The following is a 21,262-nucleotide window of genomic DNA, read 5'->3' as shown; positions in this document are numbered from 1 at the left end:
CGACGAGTCCCCAGGAGGTGACGACCATGGCCCCCACCCTCACCGCGGCCGGCCCGGCGATCGAGTACGCCGCCCGCCTCGACCACGTCTCGAAGTCGTTCCCGGCTCCGGGCGGGCAACAGCTCGTGCTGGACGACATCAGCCTCGATGTCGCGCCAGGCGAGTTCGTCACCCTCCTGGGGGCCTCGGGCTGCGGCAAGTCGACCCTGCTCAACCTGGTGGCGGGCCTGGACCGGCCCAGCGCCGGGTCCATCGACACCGAGGGCCGCCCGGCCCTGATGTTCCAGGAGCACGCCCTCTTCCCGTGGCTGACCGCGGGCAAGAACATCGAACTCGCCCTGCGCCTGCGGGGCGTGCCGAAGGGCGAGCGCCGCGACAAGACCGAGTCGCTGCTCGAACTGGTCCGGCTGGGGGGCGCGTACGGCAAGCGGGTGCACGAGCTGTCCGGCGGTATGCGGCAGCGGGTGGCGCTGGCCCGCGCGCTGGCGCAGGAGAGCGGGCTGCTGCTGATGGACGAGCCGTTCGCGGCCCTGGACGCCATCACCCGCGACGTGCTGCACGACGAGCTGACCCGCGTCTGGGCGGAGACCGGCCTGTCGGTGCTGTTCGTGACGCACAACGTGCGCGAGGCGGTACGGCTGGCCCAGCGGGTCGTGCTGCTGTCCTCCCGGCCGGGAAGGGTGGCCCGCGAGTGGACGGTCGGCATCCCGCAGCCCCGCCGCATCGAGGACGCCCCCGTGGCGGAACTGTCCCTGGAGATCACCGAGGCGCTGCGAGGGGAGATCCGCCGCCATGGCCAGCACTGAGACGACACCGGCGCCCGGAACGGGAAGCGTGGAGGCGGGCCTGGACGCCCTGGAGACCCCGCGCGGCGCCAGGCCGCCGCTGAGGCAGACCCTTGTCACCAAGGTGCTGCCGCCGGTCACCGCCGTACTGGTCGTGCTGCTGGTCTGGCAGGCCCTGGTGTCGTTCGGGGTCGTCTCCGACCCCACCAGGCTGCCCGCGCCGCGGGCCGTGTGGGACGCGGTCCAGCGGGACTGGCTGGAGGGCAAGCTCCTCGGCTACATCTGGACCAGCGTCTCGCGCGGCCTGCTCGGCTTCGGCCTGGCTCTGCTCATCGGCACCCCGCTGGGGCTGCTGGTGGCGCGGGTGAGGTTCGTGCGCGCGGCGATCGGCCCGATCCTGTCCGGTCTGCAGTCGCTGCCCTCGGTGGCCTGGGTGCCCCCGGCGGTCATCTGGCTGGGCCTGAACAACTCGATGATGTACGCGGTGATCCTGCTCGGCGCGGTGCCTTCCATCGCCAACGGCCTGGTCTCCGGCATCGACCAGGTGCCACCGCTGTTCCTGCGGGCGGGCCGCACCATGGGCGCCGGTGGGCTGCGCGGGGTCTGGCACATCACGCTGCCGGCCGCGCTGCCCGGCTATGTGGCCGGGATGAAGCAGGGCTGGGCGTTCTCCTGGCGCTCGCTGATGGCGGCCGAGATCATCGCGTCTTTTCCCGATCTGGGCGTCGGTCTCGGCCAGTTGCTGGAGAACGGACGCAACGCCCTCGACATGGCGATGGTGTTCGAGGCCATCCTGCTGATCCTGTTCGTCGGCATCGCGGTCGACCTGCTGATCTTCAGTCCGCTGGAGCGGTGGGTGCTGCGCAGCCGGGGCCTGCTGGTGAAGGGCTGAACTCCCATGCATCACACACCCGTTCTCCTGATCGTCGCCCACGGCAGCCGTGACCCCCGGCACGCCGCGACCGTGCACGCCCTGGTCTCGCGGGTGCGGTCGATGCGGCCCGGCCTCAGGGTGGTGACCGGCTTCCTCGACTTCAACGTGCCCTCGGTCGGCGGTGTGCTGGAGTCGCTGGCGGCCGACGGGGTCCGCGAGGTGGTGGCGCAGCCGCTGCTGCTGACCCGCGCCTTCCATGCCAAGGCTGACATCCCGGCCGTGCTCCGGGAGGCACCGCGCGGGTTGCGGGTCCGGCAGGCCGAGGTGCTCGGCCCGTCGCCGCTGCTGGTCTCGGCGCTGGAACGGCGCCTGTACGAGGCGGGGCTGGATCCCGCCGACAAGTCCTCGACCGGGGTCGTGCTGGCTTCGGCGGGGTCCTCCGACGCGGAGGCGATCGCGGTGATCGCCGACATCGCGCGGGAGTGGTGGCGCACCGGTTGGCGCGCCGTGCGACCCGCGTTCGCCTCCGCCCGCCTCCCCCGCACCGAGGACGCAGTACGCGAGCTGCGCGCCCAGGGGTGCGGGCGGATCGCCGTCGCGCCCTATGTGCTGGCGCCGGGCTTCCTGCCCGACCGGATCGCGCGGGGCGCGGCGGACGCGGACGTCCTGGCCGATGTGCTGGGTCCGGCGCCGGAGGTGGCGCGGGTACTGCTGGACCGCTACACCGAGGCGCTGCGGTCCGTCCCGTCGGCCGTGGGTGCCTGAGGGCTGTCCCGTGAGCCCCTGCGGGCGCGCGACGGCAGCCACGGCGCCTCGCCGCGTCGCCCCCATACGCCCGGTACGAGGGCGACCCTCCGCCTTGCGGCGCAACGCATCCGCCGCCGCGCGCTGATCCACCGGGGATCACGAGGCGGCCCTCAGAGTCTGAGCGCGGTCGTCAGGCGCCGGGTGTACTCGAGGGTGCCGGTTCCGGCGGCGGCGCCGATGCAGAGGTCGTCGAGCTGGTGGCGGATGCGGCCCCGGTTGGGCGGGAAGCCGTCGTCGGCCGCGAGGGCCAGCTCGGCCTGGATGATCTCACCGTGTTCGAGGAGCACGGGGTACTCGGCGTGCAGCGCGGCGACCAGTCCGTCCGCGAGCTGGATCAGGGTCTCCAGGTCGGTTCCGTCACCGCCGGGTACCGGTCGGCCCGAGGTGCTGCCGGGGTGGTTGTACGCGTTCACGTCGGTCGTCCTCACTCCTGATCCGGGTGCCTTGCGGGGGCCGGGCTGCGGCGAGGGAAGCGTGCCGGGTCGGCTCGGTCGGCGACGTTACCCATGAGGCGGCCGGCGGCACCAGCAATCAACCCCTTTGGAGTGAAAGGGGGTTGACATTCCCCGGCCGTCCGGTAAAAGGCACCGTCAGCCGGTCAGCTCGACCAGTCTGCGGACGGTGTTCCAGTTCCGGGTGGTGGCGATCAGGCCCTTGGTGACGCGCGGGCGGCTCAGTTCCTCGGCCAGCTTGGAGCGGCCGAGCCCGTCGGGTGCGTAGAGGTACAGGCACCGGTCGCCGAGGCGGAACTCCTCGGGGCGGCGGGCGGCGGTGTCGATCCCGGTGAAGCGCTCCGGGTCCACCGGGCCGGAGAAGTAGGTGATGTGCACCTGCCTGGGTTCCAGGGCGTCGGCGGGGAACGGGCAGGCTTCCGCGACCGCCGTCAGATAGGCGTGGTCCCGCACGATCACGCCGACCGGGAACCCGAACCGCTTCTCGACGGCCGCGCCCAGTTCCCCCGCCAGGACGTCCTCGTCGCCCCGGGAGGCGGTGAACACGGCCTGTCCGCTCTGGAGATGGGTACGCACGTCGTCATGGCCCAGCTCGGCGAGCAGGGTACGGAGGTCGGCCATGGGGAGCTTCCTGTTGCCGCCCACGTTGATCCCGCGCAGCAGCGCCGCGTACGTCGTCGTCATCCGGCCACGATAGAACGGCCGTCGTGCCCCGTGGGGGCGGGCACGACGGCCGTACCGGACGGTACGCCCGTTGCGGGAGACTCTGTCGGACCGAAGGGGCGCGGAGCAACTCCTCCACGATCTTGTGACTGGTTCACCAACGTTTCTCCACCGGGGCCGCCGGCCAGGGCGAGGGCGGGCTCGCGCAGGCGTTCGGCGGCGGCGTCCCCGGTGAGCAGAGTGCGGGCCACGCCGAGCGCCTGGAGCATGACGGCGTTGCCGAACCGGTCGGCGGCCCGAGAACCGGGCGTGGGGGGCCCGGCCGCGCTCGGTCTTCGGCGGCTCGGCCCGGATCGGCTCCGCGGCCTCCTCCTCGTGGAGGCCGGGTGCCGCCCGAGGGCCCGCTCCAGCCGGTTTCGGCCGCCGGCTCAGCGCTGGTAGCGGGCGAGCACCAGGTTGCCGTCCTGCTCCAGCCGCTCGCGGAGCCCGGCGAGGCCGATGGCGCCGCTGTAGTACTCCTGGAAGGCCGGGGTGGCCACCTTGTCCTTCCATTCCGGGTAGCCGCGCACCGACTGGGCGGGAGCCGGGCGGAGGTGCGCGGCCAGGGCGGTTCCGGTGGCCCAGCCGTGGCGGGCGGTGTGCAGGGCGGGGTCGGCGAGGGCCTCGCTGCCGGTGGGCAGCATCCAGTCGCCGAGGGCCAGACGGACCATGTTCTCGGGCCGCAGCAGGAAGTCGATGAACCGGACGGCATCCTTCTTGTGCGGGCAGTCCTGGGAGACGGAGAGGGTCTGCGGGCTGACGCCCTGGGTGAGGCCGTCGGCGCCCGCGGGGGCGGGCAGCACCTCCCACTCGAAGCCCTCGGGCGCCTGCTGCTCGATCTGCTGGCGGTAGGAGAAGCCCAGCGGGACCATGGCGTACCGCCCGCCGAAGAAGCCGGGCAGCGTGTCCGAGCCCCCGCTGCCCAGCGTCGAGGCGGGCGCGCTGCCGTCGCGGGTGACCTGGTCGCGCACGGTGCGCGGTACGACGGCGTCACCGGCCCCGAACCGCACGCTCACCTTGCCGTCGCCGTCCCGCCGGAAGAGCGTGCCGCCGGCCGACAGCCCGAGGTTGAGGGTGACGGACACGGGCTCCTTCAGCGGCCAGGCGACCCCGTACCTGCCGTCGCCGCTGAGCCGTGCGGTGATCTTCCGGAACTCCGCCCAGCTCCAGGGACGTCCGGGCGTGGGGATACGCACCCCCGCCTTCCGCAGCCGGTCGGAGTTGGCGACGATCACGCGGGGTTCCTGGAGGAAGGGCACGCCGTAGACGCCCGTGCCGAAGGTGGCCGCCTGCCAGCTGCGCCGCGGTATGTCGGATGTGAGCCGGGCGGACAGCAGGCCGCTCAGGTCGGCGAGGTCACCGCCGTAGGCGAAGTCGGCCAGGTCGTCGGAGGCGTCGTGGATGACGTCGGGGGCCTCGCCGCCCTCGAAGGAGGTGAGCAACTGGTCGTGCACGCTGTTCCAGTCGCCCTGAACGTACTCGACCCGGACGTCCGGGTGCGCGGCGTTCCACTCCCGCACGAGTTGCTTGTTGGCGGCGACCGACTCCTGCTGCCAGGCGAGGGACAGGAACCGCAGGGTGACGGGGCCTCCGTCCTGACGGCCGCCGGAGGAGCATCCCGCGAGGAGCAGCAGAAGGGCGGCGACCGCCGTGGTGATCCTGGTCCGCATCAGCTCTTCACCGCTCCGGCGATCAGGCCCCCGGTGATCCGCCGCTGGAGCAGGGCGAACACCACGAGGGAGGGCAGGGTGGCGAGGAACGCGGCCGCGGCCAGCGGGCCGAGGTCGGCGACGCCCTCCGCGCCGATGAAATGGGTCAGCACGACCGGCAGGGTCTGGTGGCCGGGGCTCTTGAGCAGCACGAGCGCGAAGAAGAACTCGTTCCAGGCCGTGACGAACGCGAACAGCGCGGTCGCCGCGATGCCCGGCGCGAGCAGCGGGGCCGTCACCGACACCAGGGTCCGCAACCGCCCGGCCCCGTCGACGGCTGCCGCCTCCTCCAGCTCGACGGGGACCGCCCGCACGTACCCGACCAGCATCCACAGCGCGAACGGCAGCGACCACACGACGTAGACCAGGGTCAGGCCGGCCAGGGAGTCGATCAGCCGCAGCCGCTTCAGCACCAGGAACAGCGGGATGATCACCAGCACGAACGGGAACGCCTGGCTGATCACCACCCACCCGCTCGCCGCCCGCGCGAGCCGGGTGCGGTGCCGGGCCATGACGTAGGCCATCGGGGTGGCGATCAGTACGGCGGTCACGGCCGCGCCGAGGGCGGCGAGCAGGGAGTCGAGGGCGGCGTGCGGGAGGGGCTGCTCGGCGAACGCCTGGCGGAAGTTGGCGAGGGTGGGGTGGTGCGGAATCCACGTGGGGTGGAGGCTGCCGAGTTCGCGCGGCGGCTTGAACGCGGTGGACAGCAGCCACAGGAACGGGAACGCCAGGAAGACCAGATAGGCCAGCAGAGCGGCGTACTGTCCCGCGCGGGCCGCGGGCCGGGTCCTCACGCGTCCTCACCGCTCTTGAGCCGGCCCGCGAGGAACACCGCGAGCACGACGGAGACGACGGCGACCATCACGCAGCCCATCGCGGCGGCGTAGCCGAACTGGCCGTAGCGGAAAGCCTCCTCGTAGGCGAACAGCATGGGCAGCCGGGTCTTTCCGCCGGGTCCGCCGCCGGTGAGCACGTACACCAGGGCGAAGGAGTTGAAGTTCCAGATCAGGTTGAGCGCGGTGATGGAGAGGGCCACGGGCCTGAGCGCGGGCCAGGTGACCGCGCGGAACCGCCGCCAGGCGCCGGCGCCGTCCACGGCGGCCGCCTCGTGCAGTTCGCGCGGGGTGTTCTGCAGCCCGGCGAGCAGCGCGACCGTGGTCTGCGGCATCCCGGCCCAGACGCCGACGACGACGACGGCGGGCAGCGCGGTGGCGAGACCGCTCAGCCAGTCCCGCCCGCCGCCGAGGCCGAGGTCGCTCAGCGTCACGTTGAGGATGCCCGCGTCGGGGTTGTAGACCAGGCGCCACATGATGCCGACGACCACCTCGGGCATCGCCCAGGGCACGATCGCGAGGGCGCGGGCCGCCCAGCGCAGCCGGAGATCCTGGTCGAGCAGGAGGGCAAGTCCGAGCGACAGCAGGAACTGGGGCACGGTCACGCCGACCGCCCACACCAGGCCGATCCGGAACGACTCCCAGAACAGGGTGTCGTGCAGGAGGTCCTGGAAGTTCAGCGCGCCGATCCAGCGGGTCGGCGCGGTGCGGCCGGACTGGGCGTCGGTGAGCGACAGCAGGACGCCGTAGAGCAGCGGACCGACGCTGAGCACGAGGATAGGGACGAGGGCGGGCAGCACCAGGAACCAGACCGCTTGGTCGCGGCAGCCGGTGCGCACGGGCGGGCGCCGCGCCTGGACCGGCGACGTCATGGAATCAGCCCCTTCGCCTGGCCCGGTTGGCGTGTTCATGGTCGTGAACACGGCGCGGTCCGTCAAGGGAGCGCACATCGTCCGACCTGTGCGAATGCGAGACTGGCCGGGATCGGGACACACGACACGGGCGCAGGGCACGGAGGCGGACGATGGACGAGGCACGGGCGCGGGCGGTACTGGCCGGGGCGAAAGTGCTGCCCCCGGCGGCGGACGCGCGCCTCCTCGCCCTCGGCGAGAACGCCGTGTTCGCCGCCGGGGACCTGGTCGTCAAGGTCGGCCGGGACGCCGAACTGCTCGACCGGGCCCGCCGCGAGCTCGCCGTGGCCGGCTGGCTGGCCGATTCCGGGGTGCCCGCGGTGCGCGCGGCGGAGCCGGAACCGCTGCTGGTGGACGGCCACCCGGTGACCGTCTGGCACCGGCTGCCGGACGCCCTGCGCCCCGCCGAACCCCGCGACCTCGGCGGGCTGCTGCGGCTGGTGCACGCCCTGCCCGCTCCTCCGGTGCCGCTGCCGCCCCGTGAGCTGCTGGGCGGGGTGGAGCGCTGGCTGCGGCTGGCGGGCGACGCGATCGATCCCGAGGACGCGGCCTATCTGCGCGCCCGCCGCGACGGCTTCGCCTCGGCCGCCGCCGCGCTGACCCCCCGGTTGGCGCCCGGACCGATCCACGGGGACGCACTGCCCCGCAATGTGCACATGGGCCCCAACGGCCCGGTCCTGGTGGACCTGGAGACCTTCTCCGCAGATCTGCGCGAGCACGACCTCGTGGTGATGGCCCTCTCCCGCGACCGCTACGGCCTGCCCGCCGAGGCGTACGACGCCTTCACCGCGGCCTACGGCTGGGATGTGCGCGAGTGGGACGGCTGCTCGGTGCTGCGAGGCGCCCGCGAGACGGCGAGCTGCGCCTGGGTGGCCCAGCACGCCCCGGCCAACCCCAAGGCGCTCGCGGAGTTCGAGCGCCGGGTGGCGTCCCTGCGGGACGGGGACGAGTCGGTGCGCTGGTACCCGTTCTGAGCCCTGCCGGTGCCGCCTAGGAGGCGACCGCGTCCGTCAGCGCGCGCACCGGCCAGACCCGCTCGACGACCGCGTCCGCCTCGCCCTTGCGCCGCAGGAACACCTCGAAGTCGGCGGCCCATTCGGCGTACCACTCCACCTGGCAGCGGTGCAGCTCCGCCGGGCCGAGCCCGGCTGTCTTCGGGTGCCGCTCCGCTGTCGCGTTTGGCGAGCCGGGCCGCGGCCAGCGCGTCCGCCGAGGCGTCGTGGGCCGCGTAGAGCGCGGAACTTCCTCCCCCGAACCTCCGCCGGACCGGTCGGCCTTCGTGCAAGGACACTCGCCCGGAGCCCGTTGTAAAGCAATCTTTCTAAAGATACCTTTACATCATGTCGAACAGTCAGAGGGACGAGCCGGCGGAAACCCTGGCACGCACGACGCAGCTCACCGACCCCCGCGCTCTGCGCGCCTATGCCCATCCCACCCGCATGCGCCTTGTCGGCCTGCTCCGTACCGAAGGCCCCTTCACCGCGACCCGCGCGGCCGAGCTCACAGGCGAATCCGTTGCCAGTTGCTCGTACCACCTGCGGATGCTCGCCAAGTACGGACTGGTCGAGGTCGCACCGGGTGGCCAAGGCCGTGAGAAACCCTGGCGGGCCACCGCACGCTTCACCGAGTGGCCCAGCCACTCCGAAGACCCTGCCGTCGCGGAGGCCAGCAAGGCACTGGAAACCGCGGTCGCCGAACGCTACTTCGAGCTGATCAGCCGCGCTGTCGAAGAGCGCCACGATCTACCGCGCGAGTGGCAGGAAGCCGAGCACATCGGCGATCAAGTGCTCTACCTGACGGCAGAGGAACTCGCTGACCTCGGCGAAAAGCTCGACCGTCTATTGCGCCCCTACGAGGACCGGCAAGGCAACCCGGCCGCCCGCCCCGAGGGCGTACGCCTCGTCCAGATCATCCGGGCCGCCTTCCCCCTGCCCCGACGGCACGCAGGCGACGACGAGACTTCCCTCGCTCCGGACAGCATGGGCGACCCGCGGTGACGGCCTCGGGCCGCTTGTCCGCGGCGATCCCCGACCTGCTGCGCGAGCACTCCTTCCGCCGTTACTGGACCGGCCAGAGCATCTCCCTGGCAGGCGACCAGATATCCCAGATCGCCCTCCCTCTCGTCGCCGTCCTCGCCCTCCACGCCGACGCCGCCCAGATGGGCTGGCTCGCGACGGCGCAGCTCGTGCCCGCCCTGCTGCTCTCTCTCCCCGCCGGCGCATGGGCCGACAGCAGACCGCACCGCCGCCGCGTCATGATCGCCACAGACCTCGCGCGGGCCCTGCTCATCGCGTCGGTTCCCATCGCGTACGCCCTCGACGCGCTCACCTTCACGCAGCTCTACGCGGTCGCCTTGGGGATCGGCGCACTGACCGTCCTCTTCGACGTCTGCAACGCCATCCTGTTCGTCTCGCTCATCCCCGCCGAGCGCTACATCGAGGGCAACTCCCTCGTCAACGGAAGCCGGGCCATGTCCTTCGTCGCGGGTCCCAGCGCAGGCGGTCTCCTCGTCCAGTTGTTCACCGCGCCGCTCGCGCTCCTCGCCGACGCGGTGACCTATCTGGCCTCCGCCTGCTGTCTGGCCCGTACGACCCCCGCCGAACCGCAGGCCGCGCCACCCGCGAAAGGGCACTTCACCGCAGGCCTGCGGTGGATTTTCCGCTCGCGCGTCATGCGCGCCACGTTCGCCGGATCCGCCACGGTTCAGTTCTTCAATTTCATTTTTCACACACTCTTCGTGCTCTACGCCACCACCGAACTCGGCCTGAGCGCAGGCGTGCTGGGGTCGGTCCTCGGAGTCGGCGCGATCGGCGGGCTGGTCGGTGCCGCCCTCACTGGCCGTCTTGTGCGCCGCGCCGGCATCGGGCCCGCCGTCGTCATCGGCTTCGCGGCCTTCCCGGTCCCGCTGCTGCTCGTACCCCTCGCGGACGGGCCGGACGCGCTCGTCCTCAGCCTCCTCTTCCTCGCCGAATTCGGTTCCTGCGTGGGCGCGATGATCGTCGACATCTCGCTGGGCTCACTGCAAACGGCCCTCATCCCCCACGCCCTGCGCGCCCGCGTCGACGGGGCCTACCGCACCCTCACCCACGGCGTACGCCCGCTGGGCGCACTCGCGGGAGGAGCACTCGGCACGGGTATCGGGCTGCGCCCCACACTGTGGATCGCAACGGCCGGGGCCGTGCTGTGCCTGGTCTGGGTGCTGCCTTCGCCGGTCCCCCGTATCCGCGAGTTGCCCGGCACTCCGCCGGCGCCAGCACCCGGCGCATCGTCGGCGTCGGCGTCGGCGTCGGCGTCGGCGTCCTCGCCCTCGTCCTGCTAAGGGCAGTCCCGTGATCCCCGGCGGGCGCGCGGGGGCAGATGCGGTGCGTCGCAAAACGGAGGTTCGCCCTCGTGCTGGGCGTACGGGGGCGATCCGGCAACGCGGCGAGGCGCCGTGGCTGTCGTCGCGCGCCCGCCGGGGATCACGGGACAGCCCTCACCCTCGCGCCAGAGGACCGATCTCCTCGCGACTGAACGGGACGATCGGCCATGCCGGCTCGACGTAGGCAGCCGCATTCGACGTACGACGCAGATACTTCTGGAGAGAGGCAGCCTGCTCGGCCGCCGCACGAACCTGGAGATCGTGGAGCTCCGCAGCCCCCAGCGTTCCTATGACCGAATGCTTGATGCCCATGGATCGCGCCGCACGCGCTGCGGCCACCGCATCCGCAACAGCGTTGTGCGCGTCGTTGAGCGGCACACCGTAGTACTCGCAGAGCGCCTGGAGATTCCGTGACCCCTTCCTGTATCGGTCGACGTGCTTGTCCAGGACCAAAGGGTCGATGACGGGCGATGTCCCTCCGTGCAACCGCTTGACCAACGGCTCTATGCCATGGCGTCGGCACTCACGGTCGAGGAGGGAGAGGTCGTACCGCGCGTTCATCACCACCAGCGGAGTCCCCGAGTCCAGCACTTCGGTGACGGCCGAAGTGATTTCCTCGATCGCGGGAGCTGCCGCTACCCCATGCCTGCGGGCGTGTTCCGTGGAGATGCCGTGGATGGCCGAAGCCTGCCGCGGGATGGCCACCCCCGGGTCGAGCAGCCATGTCCGGGCATTCGGTGGTCGTTCATCCGCGCCCACAGCCACGACGGCAGCGGTGACGATCCGGTCGCTCTCGATGTCGGTCCCCGTGGTCTCCAGGTCGAAGGCCACCAACGTCCCGCTGGTCCAGCTCATCACAGGGCCCCACCCACCAGAACCTCCTGAGACGTACTCGAAGTACGCGGATGGAAGGCCGCGTTGTACGCGACGGCCGGCATGCCCGAATCCCAGGCGGAGACCGGTGCGTTCGCCAGGGCGTCGGCGACCTGGCCGGCCGGACGGCCCTCGGCCGCGGCGCGTTCGTTGCTGATGCCGTGCACGGCGACCGCGTCGGGCGGTATCTCCACGCCCGGATCGGCCGGCCACTCCCGGCGGCCCATTGCCTCGCCGTCCCTGACCTCCAGCACGGCGCCCGTCACGATGCGTGCCTGACGCGGATCGGTCCCGGTCGTCTCCAGGTCGAAGCCGATCAGCGGCTTCCGGTGCCAGCCCATGGGCGGCCCCCCTTCTTGGTGGTGCGTTCCCCCAGTGGCTCCACCATGACACGGGGTACTGACAACGCCCCGGGGCCGCCCGCCGGCGCCGGACGTCAGGACACCGGCCGCGAGTCAGCCCAGGCCAGCTCGAACTCCTCCCGGTAGGTGGGGAAGAGTCCGGAATCGCCCGACTGGTCCGAGGTGACCACCCGGCTGCCGCCGCGCAGCACCAGGACCGGCGATTCCATGCCGCGTGCCCCGCGCAGATAGGACTGCACCACGGCGATGCCGTCCGCGCCGTCGCCGTCCACCAGGTAGGCGGTGAAGCGCGGGGTCTCGTCGTACACCTGGATCTCGAAGGCGCCGGGGTCGCGGAGCCGGGAGCGGACCCGGCGCATGTGCAGGATGTTCATCTCGACCGAGCGGGCCAACTCACCCCGCTTCATGCCGAGTTCCCGCTCCCGGCGCTTGACGGCGCTGGAGGCCGGGTTGAGGAAGAGCAGCCGGATGCGGCAGCCGGACTCCGCGAGCCGGACCAGGCGGCGGCCGGAGAAGTTCTGCACCAGCAGGTTGAGCCCGATGCCGATGGCGTCCAGCCGGCGGGCCCCGCCGAACAGGTCCTCGGCCGGGAACTGGCCCATCAGCCGCACCCGGTCGGAGTGCACGGCGACCACGTCCGCGTACCGGTCGCCGACCAGGTCCTCGACGGCGTCCACCGGGAGCCGGCCCGCCGAGGGCACGTCACCGGCGGCGCCGAGCAGCTCCAGGAGCCGGGCGGAGGCGCGCTCGGCCTGGTTCAGCACCGCCTCGGACAGCGCACGGTTGCGGGAGACGACGTTGCGGGTCACCTCCAGCTCGTCCAGGGCGAGTTCGAGGTCCCGGCGTTCGTCGAAGTACGGCTCGAAGCACGGCCAGTGCTGCACCATCAGCTCGCGCAGTTGCGGCAACGTCAGGAAGCTGAGCACGTTGTCGTCGGCCGGGTCGAGCAGGTAGCCCTTGCGGCGGCTGACTTCGCGCACCGCGACGGCCCGCTGCACCCACTCCTGACCGGCCGGTCCCGCGGCGGCCACCACCCAGTCGTCGCCGTGGACGGGTTCGTAGACGGGGCGCAGCACGGCGGCCACGACGGCGCGCAGCCGCTGCTCGACGAGGTTGAGCCAGATGTAGGCGCGGCCCGCCCGCTGGGCCCGGGTGCGCACCTCCAGCCAGGCTCCCGTGTCCCAGTCCAGTTCCGGTCCGATCGACCCCGCGCTCATCGGACGCGCCAGGGACACCGCGCCGGGCGGGACGTCCGTGGAACCGCTCCCCTCGTGACCCTCGCCACCAGGGGGCAGCTCCAGCCCTCCCGAGCCCACCCTGCACCGCCTTCCGTCCCCCGGACCTTCCCCGTCCCAACGATCAAGGAAGGGTACTCCGGGAGCGGTCGGCGGTGCAGCCGGATGGACAGGTCGGTTTCTCAACTTGCCTGCCGACAGTGGCTGTTCCGGGCGTCCGGGAGCAGTGTGAGTGAGCGGAGTCATAGCGGCTCGAACCGGCGCCCGAGGCGGCGCGCCGCTGGTGAGCGACCCGTGCGCCGGGGGCTTTCGCCCGGAGCGCGCGGGCCGGCCCGGATCGGGCCGGGCTCGCCGGGCCCGGCCCGGCTTCCCTCCTTCGGCTGGGGGTAGAGGTGATCCATGACCACGGGTCGGCCGGCAGCGGGGGGCGGGAGACGTCAGTCGCCCTCACTTTCGGGGAGACTCGCCGCCAACGCGCCCCCACCGGGGCCCCGCACCTGGAAGAGTCGAGCGCATGCAGGTCTGGCCTGGAGAGGCGTATCCCCTCGGCGCCACCTATGACGGTGCCGGTACCAACTTCGCGGTCTTCACCGAAGCCGCGGACCGAGTGGAGCTGTGTCTGCTGCACGACGACGGCTCCGAGACGGCGGTGGAACTGCGCGAGAGCGACGCGTTCGTCCGGCACGCGTACCTGCCCGGCGTGATGCCGGGACAACGGTACGGGTTCAGGGTGCACGGACCCTTCGCGCCCGAGCGGGGGCTGCGCTGCAACTCGGCGAAGCTGCTGCTCGACCCGTACGCGAAGGCGGTCAGCGGGTCGGTCCAGTGGGGCGAGGAGGTGTACGGCTACCATTTCGGCGCCCCCGACCGGCGCAACGACCTGGACTCCGCGCCGCACACCATGAGTTCGGTGGTGATCAATCCCTACTTCGACTGGGGCGACGACCGCCCGCCGCGCACCGACTACCACCGCACGGTGATCTACGAGGCCCATGTGAAGGGCCTGACGATGCGCCATCCGGGACTGCCGGACGAACTGCGCGGCACCTACGCGGGCCTCGCCCATCCTGCCGTCATCGAGCATCTGACCCGGCTCGGTGTGACGGCGCTGGAGCTGATGCCGGTCCACCAGTTCGTCAACGACCACCGCCTGGTCGACATGGGCCTGAACAACTACTGGGGCTACAACACCATCGGCTTCTTCGCCCCGCACAACGCCTTCGCCTCCTGGGGCGACCGGGGCCAGCAGGTGCTGGAGTTCAAGTCGGCGGTGCGGGCACTGCACGAGGCCGGGATCGAGGTCATCCTCGACGTGGTCTACAACCACACCGCCGAGGGCAACCACCTGGGTCCGACGCTGTCGTTCAAGGGCATCGACAACCCCTCCTACTACCGGCTGACCGACGATCCGCGCTACTACATGGACACCACCGGCACCGGCAACAGCCTGCTGATGCGCTCGCCGCACGTCCTGCAGCTCATCATGGACTCGCTGCGGTACTGGGTGACCGAGATGCACGTCGACGGCTTCCGCTTCGACCTCGCGGCGACCCTGGCCCGGCAGTTCCACGAGGTGGACCGGCTCTCGTCGTTCTTCGACCTGGTCCAGCAGGACCCGGTGGTCTCCCAGGTGAAGCTGATCGCCGAGCCGTGGGACGTGGGCGAGGGCGGCTACCAGGTGGGCAACTTCCCGCCCCTGTGGACCGAGTGGAACGGCAAGTACCGCGACACCGTGCGGGACCTGTGGCGCGGGGAGCCGCGCGCGCTGGCCGAGTTCGCGTCCCGGCTCACCGGCTCCTCCGACCTGTACCAGGACGACGGCCGACGTCCGCTGGCCTCGATCAACTTCGTCACCTGCCACGACGGCTTCACCCTGCACGACCTCGTCTCGTACAACGACAAGCACAACGAGGCCAACGGCGAGGAGAACCGGGACGGCGAGAGCCACAACCGGTCCTGGAACTGCGGGGTGGAGGGTGACACCGACGACGTGGCCGTGCGCGAGCTGCGCGGCCGGCAGATGCGCAACTTCATCGCCACCCTGATGCTGTCCCAGGGAGTGCCGATGATCAGCCACGGCGACGAGTTCGCCCGCACCCAGCGCGGCAACAACAACGCCTACTGCCAGGACAACGAGATCTCCTGGGTGGACTGGCCCGGGCTGGAGGAGACCGAGGGGGACGAACGGGAGGCGCTGCTGGAGTTCACCCGCGCGATGGTGGGGCTGCGCAGCGAGCACCCGGTGTTCCGGCGCCGCCGCTTCCTGCACGGGCGCCCGGTGGAGGGCACGCAGGACGAGCTGTCGGACGTCGCCTGGTTCACTCCGGAGGGCGAGCAGATGGCGCAGGCGGACTGGAACGCGGCGCCCGCCTCCGCGCTGGCGGTGTTCCTGAACGGCAACGCCATCTCGGAGCCGGGTCCGCGCGGGGAGCGGATCGCGGACGACTCGTTCCTGCTGATGTTCAACGCCTCCCACGAGCCGCTGGACTTCCTGGTGCCGGTGGACCACGGCAGGCAGTGGCAGGTGGTGGTGGACACCGCCCGGCCCGAGGGTGTGCCGCCCGGCACGGGCCCGAAGGTGGCGGCGGGTGAGCGTCTCACCCTGCCGGACCGCAGCCTGACCGTGCTGCAGCGCCCCGCCTGACGGTTGCGGACCGGGGACACGGCGGTGGCCGCGTCCCCGGCCGGTGTCCGGTTCCCGTGGGCCGTCCCGGGCCGGATGCCCCCTCGGGTGACACGAAGGGCGGCTCGCGGGGTACGTAGCTCTGCATGACTTCAGTGCGACCCGGACCAGGGGTGCCCACGGCCACCTACCGCCTACAGCTCCAGCCCTCGTTCCCCTTCGCCGCCGCCGAGGCGGCCGTGCCCTATCTGGCGTCGCTGGGCGTCTCGCACCTGCATCTGTCCCCTGTCCTGGAGGCCGTCCCCGGCTCCACCCACGGATACGACGTCGTGGACCACACGCGGGTGCGCACGGAGCTGGGCGGCGAGGACGGGCTCAGGTCGCTGTCGCGCACCGCGCGGGAGCACGGACTCGGCCTGGTGGTGGACATCGTGCCCAATCACATGGCGATGGCCCCCCGCTACAACCGCGCCCTGTGGGAGGTGCTCCGCGAGGGCCCCGAGTCGCCGTACGCGCGCTGGTTCGACATCGACTGGGGCTCGCGCGGCGGGCAGGTGCTGCTGCCGGTCCTCGGCGGCCCCGTCGGCGCCGAGCGGGAGCACCTGGTGGCCGAGGGCGAGCTGCTGCGCTACCACGACCACCTCTTCCCGCTCCGCTCCGGCACCGAGGGCCTGCCGCTGCCCGAGCTGCTGGACGCCCAGTGGTACCGCCCGGTGTGGTGGCGGCTGGCCCGCACCGAGCTGAACTACCGGCGCTTCTTCAGCATCTCCGAGCTGATCGGGGTGCGTGTGGAGGACCCCGAGGTCTTCGACGCCACCCATGGCAGGATCCTCCAGTTGCTGGCCGAGGACGTGATCGACGGCCTGCGCATCGATCACCCGGACGGCCTCGCCGACCCCGACGCCTATCTGGCCCGGCTGGACGAGGCGACCGGGGGCCGCTGGACGGTGGTGGAGAAGATCCTCGCCGACGAGGAGGAGCTTCCGGACTCCTGGCCCGTCGCCGGCACCACCGGCTACGACGCCCTGCGCCGCATCGACGGCGTGTTCACCGGTCCGGCCGGTGCCGCCGAACTCGAAGCCCACTACCGGTCCTTCGCGGCGCCGCAGGCCGACCGGGGCGGCGACTGGGACGCCACGGTGCGCCGGGCCGCGTACAAGGTGCTCACCCATGAGCTGGCCGCCGAGGCGGACCGGCTCACCCGCTCGGCGGTCCGGCTCTGCGCGGCCTCCCCGGACCTGGCGCTGCGCGACCGGGCGCCCTGGGCGCTGCGCACGGCCCTGGAGGAGCTGCTGGTCCGGATGCCGGTCTACCGGCCCTACGCCTCTCAGGACGCCGCAGCCGTCGTCACCGAGGAGGCCGCGGCCGAGGCCCGGCGGGCGTTCGCGGTGGCGGAGGAGGCCGGCGCCGTCGATCTGGTACGGGGACTGCTGATCGGCCCGGACGACCGTACGTCGCCGGAACTCAGCGAGTTCCGCAGCCGGTTCGCGCAGACGGCGTCGGCGCTGCGGGCCAAGTCGGTGGAGGACACGGCGTTCTACCGGTACGTCCCGCTGCTGTCGGCGACCGAGGTGGGCGGTGATCCGGGCAGGGTGGGGGTATCCCCGGCGGAGTTCCACGCCTACTGCGCCCGGCTGGCGAGCCACTGGCCGGACACCGGCACGGTGGTCACCACGCACGACACCAAGCGCAGCGCGGACGTCCGGGCGGCGCTGAACGTGCTCACCGAGTGTCCCGGCCGCTGGGCCAAGCTGCTCGCCGAGGTGAGCCGGGAGCCGGAGGTGGTCCCGGACGGCCAGCTGGCCTGGGCCGCCTGGCAGACGGTGTTCGGGCTCGGCCCGGCCGAGGAGGAGCGGGTACGCGAGGCGCTGCTGAAGCACGTCCGCGAGGCGGGTATGTACACGAGCTGGACCGAGCAGGAGCGGCTCTACGAGGAGGCGGTGGCCGCGTTCGTCGCCGCCGGGCCCTGCGGGCCTCCCGGTGAGCGGGTGGCCGCCTTCCGCAAGGGGCTGGAGCCGCACATCCGGGCCAATGTGCTGGGCACCGCTCTGGTCCACCTGACGATGCCGGGCGTGCCGGACCTGTACCAGGGCACGGAGAGCGAGTACCGGGCGCTGGTGGACCCCGACAACCGGCGTCCGGTGCCTTTCCCGCCTGCCGCTCCGGGCGAGAAGGAGGCGCTGACCAGGGCGGCGCTCCGGCTCCGGGCGCGCCGGCCGGAGGTCTTCGGCAGGGAGGGAGCCTATGCCCCGCTGCTCGCCGAGGGGCCCTCCGCCGAGCACGTGCTGGCGTTCTCCCGCTCCGGCGAGGTGATCACGGCGGTGACCCGGCTCTCGGTGCACCTGGAGGAGGCGGGCGGCTGGCACGACACCCACCTCGCGCTGCCGCCCGGCCGCTGGCGGGACGTCCTGGCCCCGGACCGTGAGTTCACCGGCGAGGTGCGCGCGGAGGACCTGTTCTCCGCCCTGCCGGTGGGGCTGCTGGAGCGGGTGGACGAAGCGGGCGACGTGGTCTGAGGGTCGGGGGCGGGCCGGGTGGCCGGGGTAAGCGGGGCCACCCGGCCCTGCCGTCAGCCCTCCGGGGCGAACACGTCACCCGTTTCGCCGCGCATCTCGCAGGCGTTGCCGAGCCGTCCGGTCCTGCTCGGCAACGCCTGCCGTGCCGGCGGCCTTGGGCGCGGGCACGAACCGGTGCGCAGACCAGCGCGCAGAGGGTGCCGCTGTCGCGCGGACGGCTGAAGTCGCCTTCGGCGGAGGTGAGTTCCGCACACGCCTCGGCGGCCTTCGGGTGGCCCTTGGGCGGGTCGCAGAGCAGCAGGGCGGCGCGGCCGCCGCCGCTGGTGGTACCGGGCCGGGTGACGGTGAGGGCGAGCCGGTCACCGGACGCCGCGAGCGCCGTGGTGCCGGGGGCGAGCAGACAGGCGGCCATGAGGGCGGCGAGCGCCGCCGTGCGTGCCAGACGGGTCGTGCCGGGTGCATCGGCCTGACGGCCGGGCCGCGCCGGCCCGTCTCACCCGAACGGCCGCCCTGGCGTGGGACACGGGCACACCGGTCCGGGCCCGCGCGTCAGTCGGCCGCGAGCCGGTAGGCGACCGTGCCGAAGCCGACGAGGTCGCCCTCGCGCACCGCCACGGCACCCAGCACGCGGCGCCCGTTCACGGTGGTGCCGTTGGTGGAGCCGAGGTCCCGCAGCACCCACATGCCGCCCTGGTAGCGGAGTTCGGCGTGCACGCGGGACACCGTGTCGTGGTTGAGGCGGAGCCCGCTGGCCGGATCGCGGCCGATGCGCAGCGGGTGGCCGTGCGCGGGGTGGGGGAGCAGCAGCTTGGGCAGCCGCTCGGCGCGCCAGGCCCGGCTCAGCCGGACACCGAAGCCCGACACGGCCTCCACGGTGCCGAACAGGGCACGGCTCAGCCGGTTGCCGTCCTTGAGGTCGGCGGTGAGCACGGCGAGTTCGCGGGGGCTGCGCGCGGCGAGGGCCAGCTCCATGCGGTGCACGAACGTGTCGTGCGACAGCCTGCCCAGTGCGACGCCGTCCCGCAGTACCCGCAGCGCCTTGTCGCGCTGCGCGTCGGAGACCCGTACGGGATACACGGGGAATTCGAAGGACGACGTCACATCCGTGATTGTCGGGCAGCGCACCCCGAGGTGTCCAGAAGAGGCAACCGGCGCCCGCACCCGCCCACTTCCGCGACACCCGGGCGGAAAGCCCCGATTCGAAAGCGGATTGATCGAATTCGCGGCACGATGGACGGACTGCGTCACGGTGGGCCGACGAAGGGGAACCGTCCGTGAAGTTCGAGGTGTGGGCACCACAGGCAGACCGGGTCGCGCTCCGGTGCGAGGGCGCCACGCGGGCGATGGAACCAGATCCGCGGCGGACGGGCTGGTGGACGGCCGAGGCGGACGCGGCGGACGGCGCCCGGTACGGCTTCGCGCTGGACGACGGCCCCGTCCTGCCCGACCCGCGCTCGCGCCGCCTGCCGGACGGCCCGGACGGACTGAGCGCGGTCGTGGACCAGGACCGGTACGCGTGGCGCGCCGGCTGGCCGGGGCGCGGCCTGCCGGGCGCGGTGCTGTACGAACTGCACGTGGGCACGTACACCCCGGAGGGCACGCTGGACGCGGCCGCCGGCCGGCTCGGCCATCTGAGGGAACTGGGCATCACACACGTCGAGTTGATGCCGCTGTGCTCCTTCCCCGGCCGGCACGGGTGGGGGTACGACGGGGTGGCGCCGTGGGCGGTGCACGAGCCGTACGGCGGCCCGGAGGCCCTGAAGCGGTTCGTGGACCGGGCGCACGGACTGGGCATCGGCGTGGTGCTGGACGTGGTGCACAACCACCTCGGCCCCTCCGGCAACCACCTTCCTGCTTTCGGCCCGTACTTCACGCAGACGCACCAGACCCCGTGGGGCGCCGCGGTGAACCTGGACGCGCCGGGCTCCGACGAGGTGCGCGCCTACTTCCGGGACAGCGCCCTGGCCTGGCTGCGGGACTACCGCCTCGACGGACTCCGTCTGGACGCCGTGCACGCCCTGCGCGACGACCGCGCCCGGCACTTCCTGGAGGAGCTGTCGGAGTCGGTGGACGCCCTGGGCGAGGAGGTGGGCCGGCCGCTGTTCCTGATCGCGGAGTCCGACCTCAACGACCCCCGGATGATCACCCCGCGCAGCGAGCACGGGCTGGGCCTGCACGCCCAGTGGAACGACGACTTCCACCACGCCCTGCACACCGCCCTGACCGGTGAGGCCCAGGGCTACTACGCCGACTTCGCCCGCGCCCCGCTCGCCGCGCTGGCCAAGACGCTGACCGGCGGCTACTTCCACGACGGCACCTACTCCAGTTTCCGGGGCCGGGCCCACGGCCGCCCACTGGACCGGGCCCGGCTGAGCGGGCACCGGCTGCTGGGGTACAGCCAGACCCACGACCAGATCGGCAACCGCGCCCAGGGCGACCGCCTCGCCGCGATCCTCTCCCCCGGCCTGCTGGCCTGCGCGGCCACGCTGACCCTGACCTCGCCGCTCACCCCGATGCTGTTCATGGGCGAGGAGTGGGCGGCCGGCACCCCCTGGCAGTACTTCACCGACCACACCGACCCCGAACTGGCGGAGGCCGTACGGCGCGGCAGGCGGCGGGAGTTCGCGTCCCACGGCTGGGCCGAGGAGGACGTGCCCGACCCGCAGGACCCCGCCACCCGTGACCGCTCCTGCCTGGACTGGTCCGAGCCGGAGCGCGAGCCCCACGCCCGGATCCTCGCCTGGTACCGCCGTCTCACCGCGCTCCGCCACGACCGCCCCGACCTCACCGTCCCCGACCTCGCGGACACCAAGGTCGCCTACGACGAGTCCGCCCGCTGGCTGGCCTTCCGGCGGGGCGACATCCGCGTCGCGGTCAACCTCGGCAAGGAGCCGGCCGCCATCCCGCTGGGCACGGGCCACCTGGAGATCCTGGCCGCGTGGGACGACTCGGTGGAGCCGCCGGGGCCGGACGGGATGCTCCAGGTACCGGGCGAGTCCTGCGTGGTGCTGTCCCAGCCGTAGGCGGCCGCCTGGGCACGCTGGACGCGGCCGCCGGCCTCCTGGTGCTGTGACCGGAAGGGTTCACCGGCTCGCGGCGTCCGGCAAACCTTTCAGTCACAGCACTAAGGGCTGTCCCGTAATCCACGGTGGATCAGCGCGCGGCGTCAGATGCGGTGCATCGCAAGGCGGAGGGTCGTCCGCATACTGGGCGTATGTG

Annotated in this window: 19 protein-coding genes and 1 pseudogene; 9 read left to right on the top strand and 11 right to left on the bottom strand. The window is 72.5% G+C overall.

What is annotated here, in order from left to right; genetic code table 11:
* Positions 1-26: 26 nt before the first annotated feature.
* Genes ACWCV3_RS10850 through ACWCV3_RS10840 form a run of 3 tightly spaced genes read left to right on the top strand, consistent with a single transcriptional unit; the run spans position 27 to position 2,424 of the window.
* The gene (locus ACWCV3_RS10850) at positions 27-806 is read left to right on the top strand and encodes an ABC transporter ATP-binding protein (RefSeq protein WP_451221561.1); all 780 of its coding nucleotides are present in this window, start codon (positions 27-29) and stop codon (positions 804-806) included.
* Positions 793-1,677, top strand: a complete 885-nt coding sequence (locus tag ACWCV3_RS10845) for an ABC transporter permease (RefSeq protein WP_451221558.1) — start codon at positions 793-795, stop codon at positions 1,675-1,677. The genes ACWCV3_RS10850 and ACWCV3_RS10845 overlap by 14 nt, the downstream gene beginning before the upstream one ends.
* Before the next feature lie 6 nt (positions 1,678-1,683).
* Entirely contained in the window at positions 1,684-2,424 is a 741-nt protein-coding gene (locus ACWCV3_RS10840) for a sirohydrochlorin chelatase (protein WP_451221555.1), read from the top strand.
* Positions 2,425-2,576: 152 nt separating this feature from the next.
* Here the strand turns inward: ACWCV3_RS10840 and ACWCV3_RS10835 are convergent, their stop codons facing one another.
* The 5 genes from ACWCV3_RS10835 to ACWCV3_RS10815 all read right to left on the bottom strand — a co-directional run bounded on the left by ACWCV3_RS10835 (position 2,577) and on the right by ACWCV3_RS10815 (position 7,034).
* Positions 2,577-2,879 carry a hypothetical protein gene (locus ACWCV3_RS10835; RefSeq protein WP_451221552.1) on the bottom strand — a complete coding sequence of 101 codons (303 nt, stop codon included), beginning with the start codon at positions 2,877-2,879 and terminating at the stop codon, positions 2,577-2,579.
* 177 nt (positions 2,880-3,056) lie between these two features.
* Positions 3,057-3,602, bottom strand: a complete 546-nt coding sequence (locus ACWCV3_RS10830) for a DUF1697 domain-containing protein (RefSeq protein ID WP_451221549.1) — start codon at positions 3,600-3,602, stop codon at positions 3,057-3,059.
* A gap of 407 nt (positions 3,603-4,009) precedes the next feature.
* Complete coding sequence (locus ACWCV3_RS10825) at positions 4,010-5,290, bottom strand: ABC transporter substrate-binding protein (protein WP_451221546.1); 1,281 nt, start codon at positions 5,288-5,290, stop codon at positions 4,010-4,012.
* Entirely contained in the window at positions 5,290-6,123 is an 834-nt protein-coding gene (locus tag ACWCV3_RS10820) for a carbohydrate ABC transporter permease (RefSeq protein WP_451221543.1), read from the bottom strand. Before ACWCV3_RS10820 ends, ACWCV3_RS10825 begins: the two co-directional genes overlap by 1 nt.
* Positions 6,120-7,034 carry a carbohydrate ABC transporter permease gene (locus ACWCV3_RS10815; protein ID WP_451221541.1) on the bottom strand — a complete coding sequence of 305 codons (915 nt, stop codon included), beginning with the start codon at positions 7,032-7,034 and terminating at the stop codon, positions 6,120-6,122. The genes ACWCV3_RS10820 and ACWCV3_RS10815 overlap by 4 nt, the downstream gene beginning before the upstream one ends.
* 152 nt (positions 7,035-7,186) lie before the next feature.
* Here ACWCV3_RS10815 and ACWCV3_RS10810 point away from each other — a divergent pair, with 152 nt between their 5' ends.
* Positions 7,187-8,047 carry a phosphotransferase enzyme family protein gene (locus ACWCV3_RS10810; protein ID WP_451221539.1) on the top strand — a complete coding sequence of 287 codons (861 nt, stop codon included), beginning with the start codon at positions 7,187-7,189 and terminating at the stop codon, positions 8,045-8,047.
* A gap of 16 nt (positions 8,048-8,063) precedes the next feature.
* On the opposite strand, the pseudogene ACWCV3_RS10805 reads toward ACWCV3_RS10810, so the two are convergent.
* Positions 8,064-8,307: pseudogene (locus ACWCV3_RS10805) on the bottom strand (3'-5' exonuclease); the annotation flags it as partial.
* Positions 8,308-8,413: 106 nt separating this feature from the next.
* On the opposite strand from ACWCV3_RS10805, the gene ACWCV3_RS10800 reads away from it, so the two are divergent.
* Both ACWCV3_RS10800 and ACWCV3_RS10795 read left to right on the top strand, forming a co-directional pair.
* Positions 8,414-9,070, top strand: a complete 657-nt coding sequence (locus ACWCV3_RS10800; protein WP_451221536.1) for a winged helix-turn-helix domain-containing protein — start codon at positions 8,414-8,416, stop codon at positions 9,068-9,070.
* Between the two features lie 14 nt (positions 9,071-9,084).
* Entirely contained in the window at positions 9,085-10,392 is a 1,308-nt protein-coding gene (locus tag ACWCV3_RS10795) for an MFS transporter (protein ID WP_451221534.1), read from the top strand.
* 156 nt (positions 10,393-10,548) lie between these two features.
* Here the strand turns inward: ACWCV3_RS10795 and ACWCV3_RS10790 are convergent, their stop codons facing one another.
* The 3 genes from ACWCV3_RS10790 to ACWCV3_RS10780 all read right to left on the bottom strand — a co-directional run bounded on the left by ACWCV3_RS10790 (position 10,549) and on the right by ACWCV3_RS10780 (position 12,985).
* The gene (locus ACWCV3_RS10790) at positions 10,549-11,289 is read right to left on the bottom strand and encodes an exonuclease domain-containing protein (RefSeq protein ID WP_451221532.1); all 741 of its coding nucleotides are present in this window, start codon (positions 11,287-11,289) and stop codon (positions 10,549-10,551) included.
* Positions 11,289-11,648: a hypothetical protein gene (locus ACWCV3_RS10785; RefSeq protein ID WP_451221530.1), complete on the bottom strand. Its 360-nt coding sequence runs from the start codon at positions 11,646-11,648 to the stop codon at positions 11,289-11,291. Before ACWCV3_RS10785 ends, ACWCV3_RS10790 begins: the two co-directional genes overlap by 1 nt.
* A gap of 95 nt (positions 11,649-11,743) precedes the next feature.
* The gene (locus tag ACWCV3_RS10780; RefSeq protein WP_451221528.1) at positions 11,744-12,985 is read right to left on the bottom strand and encodes an SAV2148 family HEPN domain-containing protein; all 1,242 of its coding nucleotides are present in this window, start codon (positions 12,983-12,985) and stop codon (positions 11,744-11,746) included.
* 433 nt (positions 12,986-13,418) lie between these two features.
* Between ACWCV3_RS10780 and glgX the strand changes: the two genes are divergently transcribed.
* Positions 13,419-15,548 carry a glycogen debranching protein GlgX gene (gene glgX, locus ACWCV3_RS10775; RefSeq protein WP_451221526.1) on the top strand — a complete coding sequence of 710 codons (2,130 nt, stop codon included), beginning with the start codon at positions 13,419-13,421 and terminating at the stop codon, positions 15,546-15,548.
* Between the two features lie 152 nt (positions 15,549-15,700).
* Positions 15,701-18,043 (top strand): malto-oligosyltrehalose synthase, encoded by a 2,343-nt coding sequence (treY, locus tag ACWCV3_RS10770; RefSeq protein WP_451222043.1) that lies wholly within the window; start codon positions 15,701-15,703, stop codon positions 18,041-18,043.
* On the opposite strand, the gene ACWCV3_RS10765 is transcribed toward treY, so the two are convergent.
* Both ACWCV3_RS10765 and ACWCV3_RS10760 read right to left on the bottom strand, forming a co-directional pair.
* Positions 17,955-18,455, bottom strand: coding sequence for an SSI family serine proteinase inhibitor (locus ACWCV3_RS10765; RefSeq protein WP_451221523.1), 501 nt, complete (start codon positions 18,453-18,455; stop codon positions 17,955-17,957). The two genes, treY and ACWCV3_RS10765, sit on opposite strands and share 89 nt — an antisense overlap.
* Positions 18,456-18,592: 137 nt before the next feature.
* Positions 18,593-19,144, bottom strand: coding sequence for an FHA domain-containing protein (locus ACWCV3_RS10760; RefSeq protein ID WP_451221521.1), 552 nt, complete (start codon positions 19,142-19,144; stop codon positions 18,593-18,595).
* 173 nt (positions 19,145-19,317) lie between these two features.
* On the opposite strand from ACWCV3_RS10760, the gene treZ reads away from it, so the two are divergent.
* The gene (treZ, locus tag ACWCV3_RS10755) at positions 19,318-21,066 is read left to right on the top strand and encodes a malto-oligosyltrehalose trehalohydrolase (protein ID WP_451221518.1); all 1,749 of its coding nucleotides are present in this window, start codon (positions 19,318-19,320) and stop codon (positions 21,064-21,066) included.
* Positions 21,067-21,262 lie beyond the last annotated feature (196 nt).

This window comes from Streptomyces sp. NPDC001781, from assembly GCF_053596035.1.
Note: the sequence above shows the minus strand (reverse complement) of the source record. Positions and strands in the feature narration are given on the sequence as shown.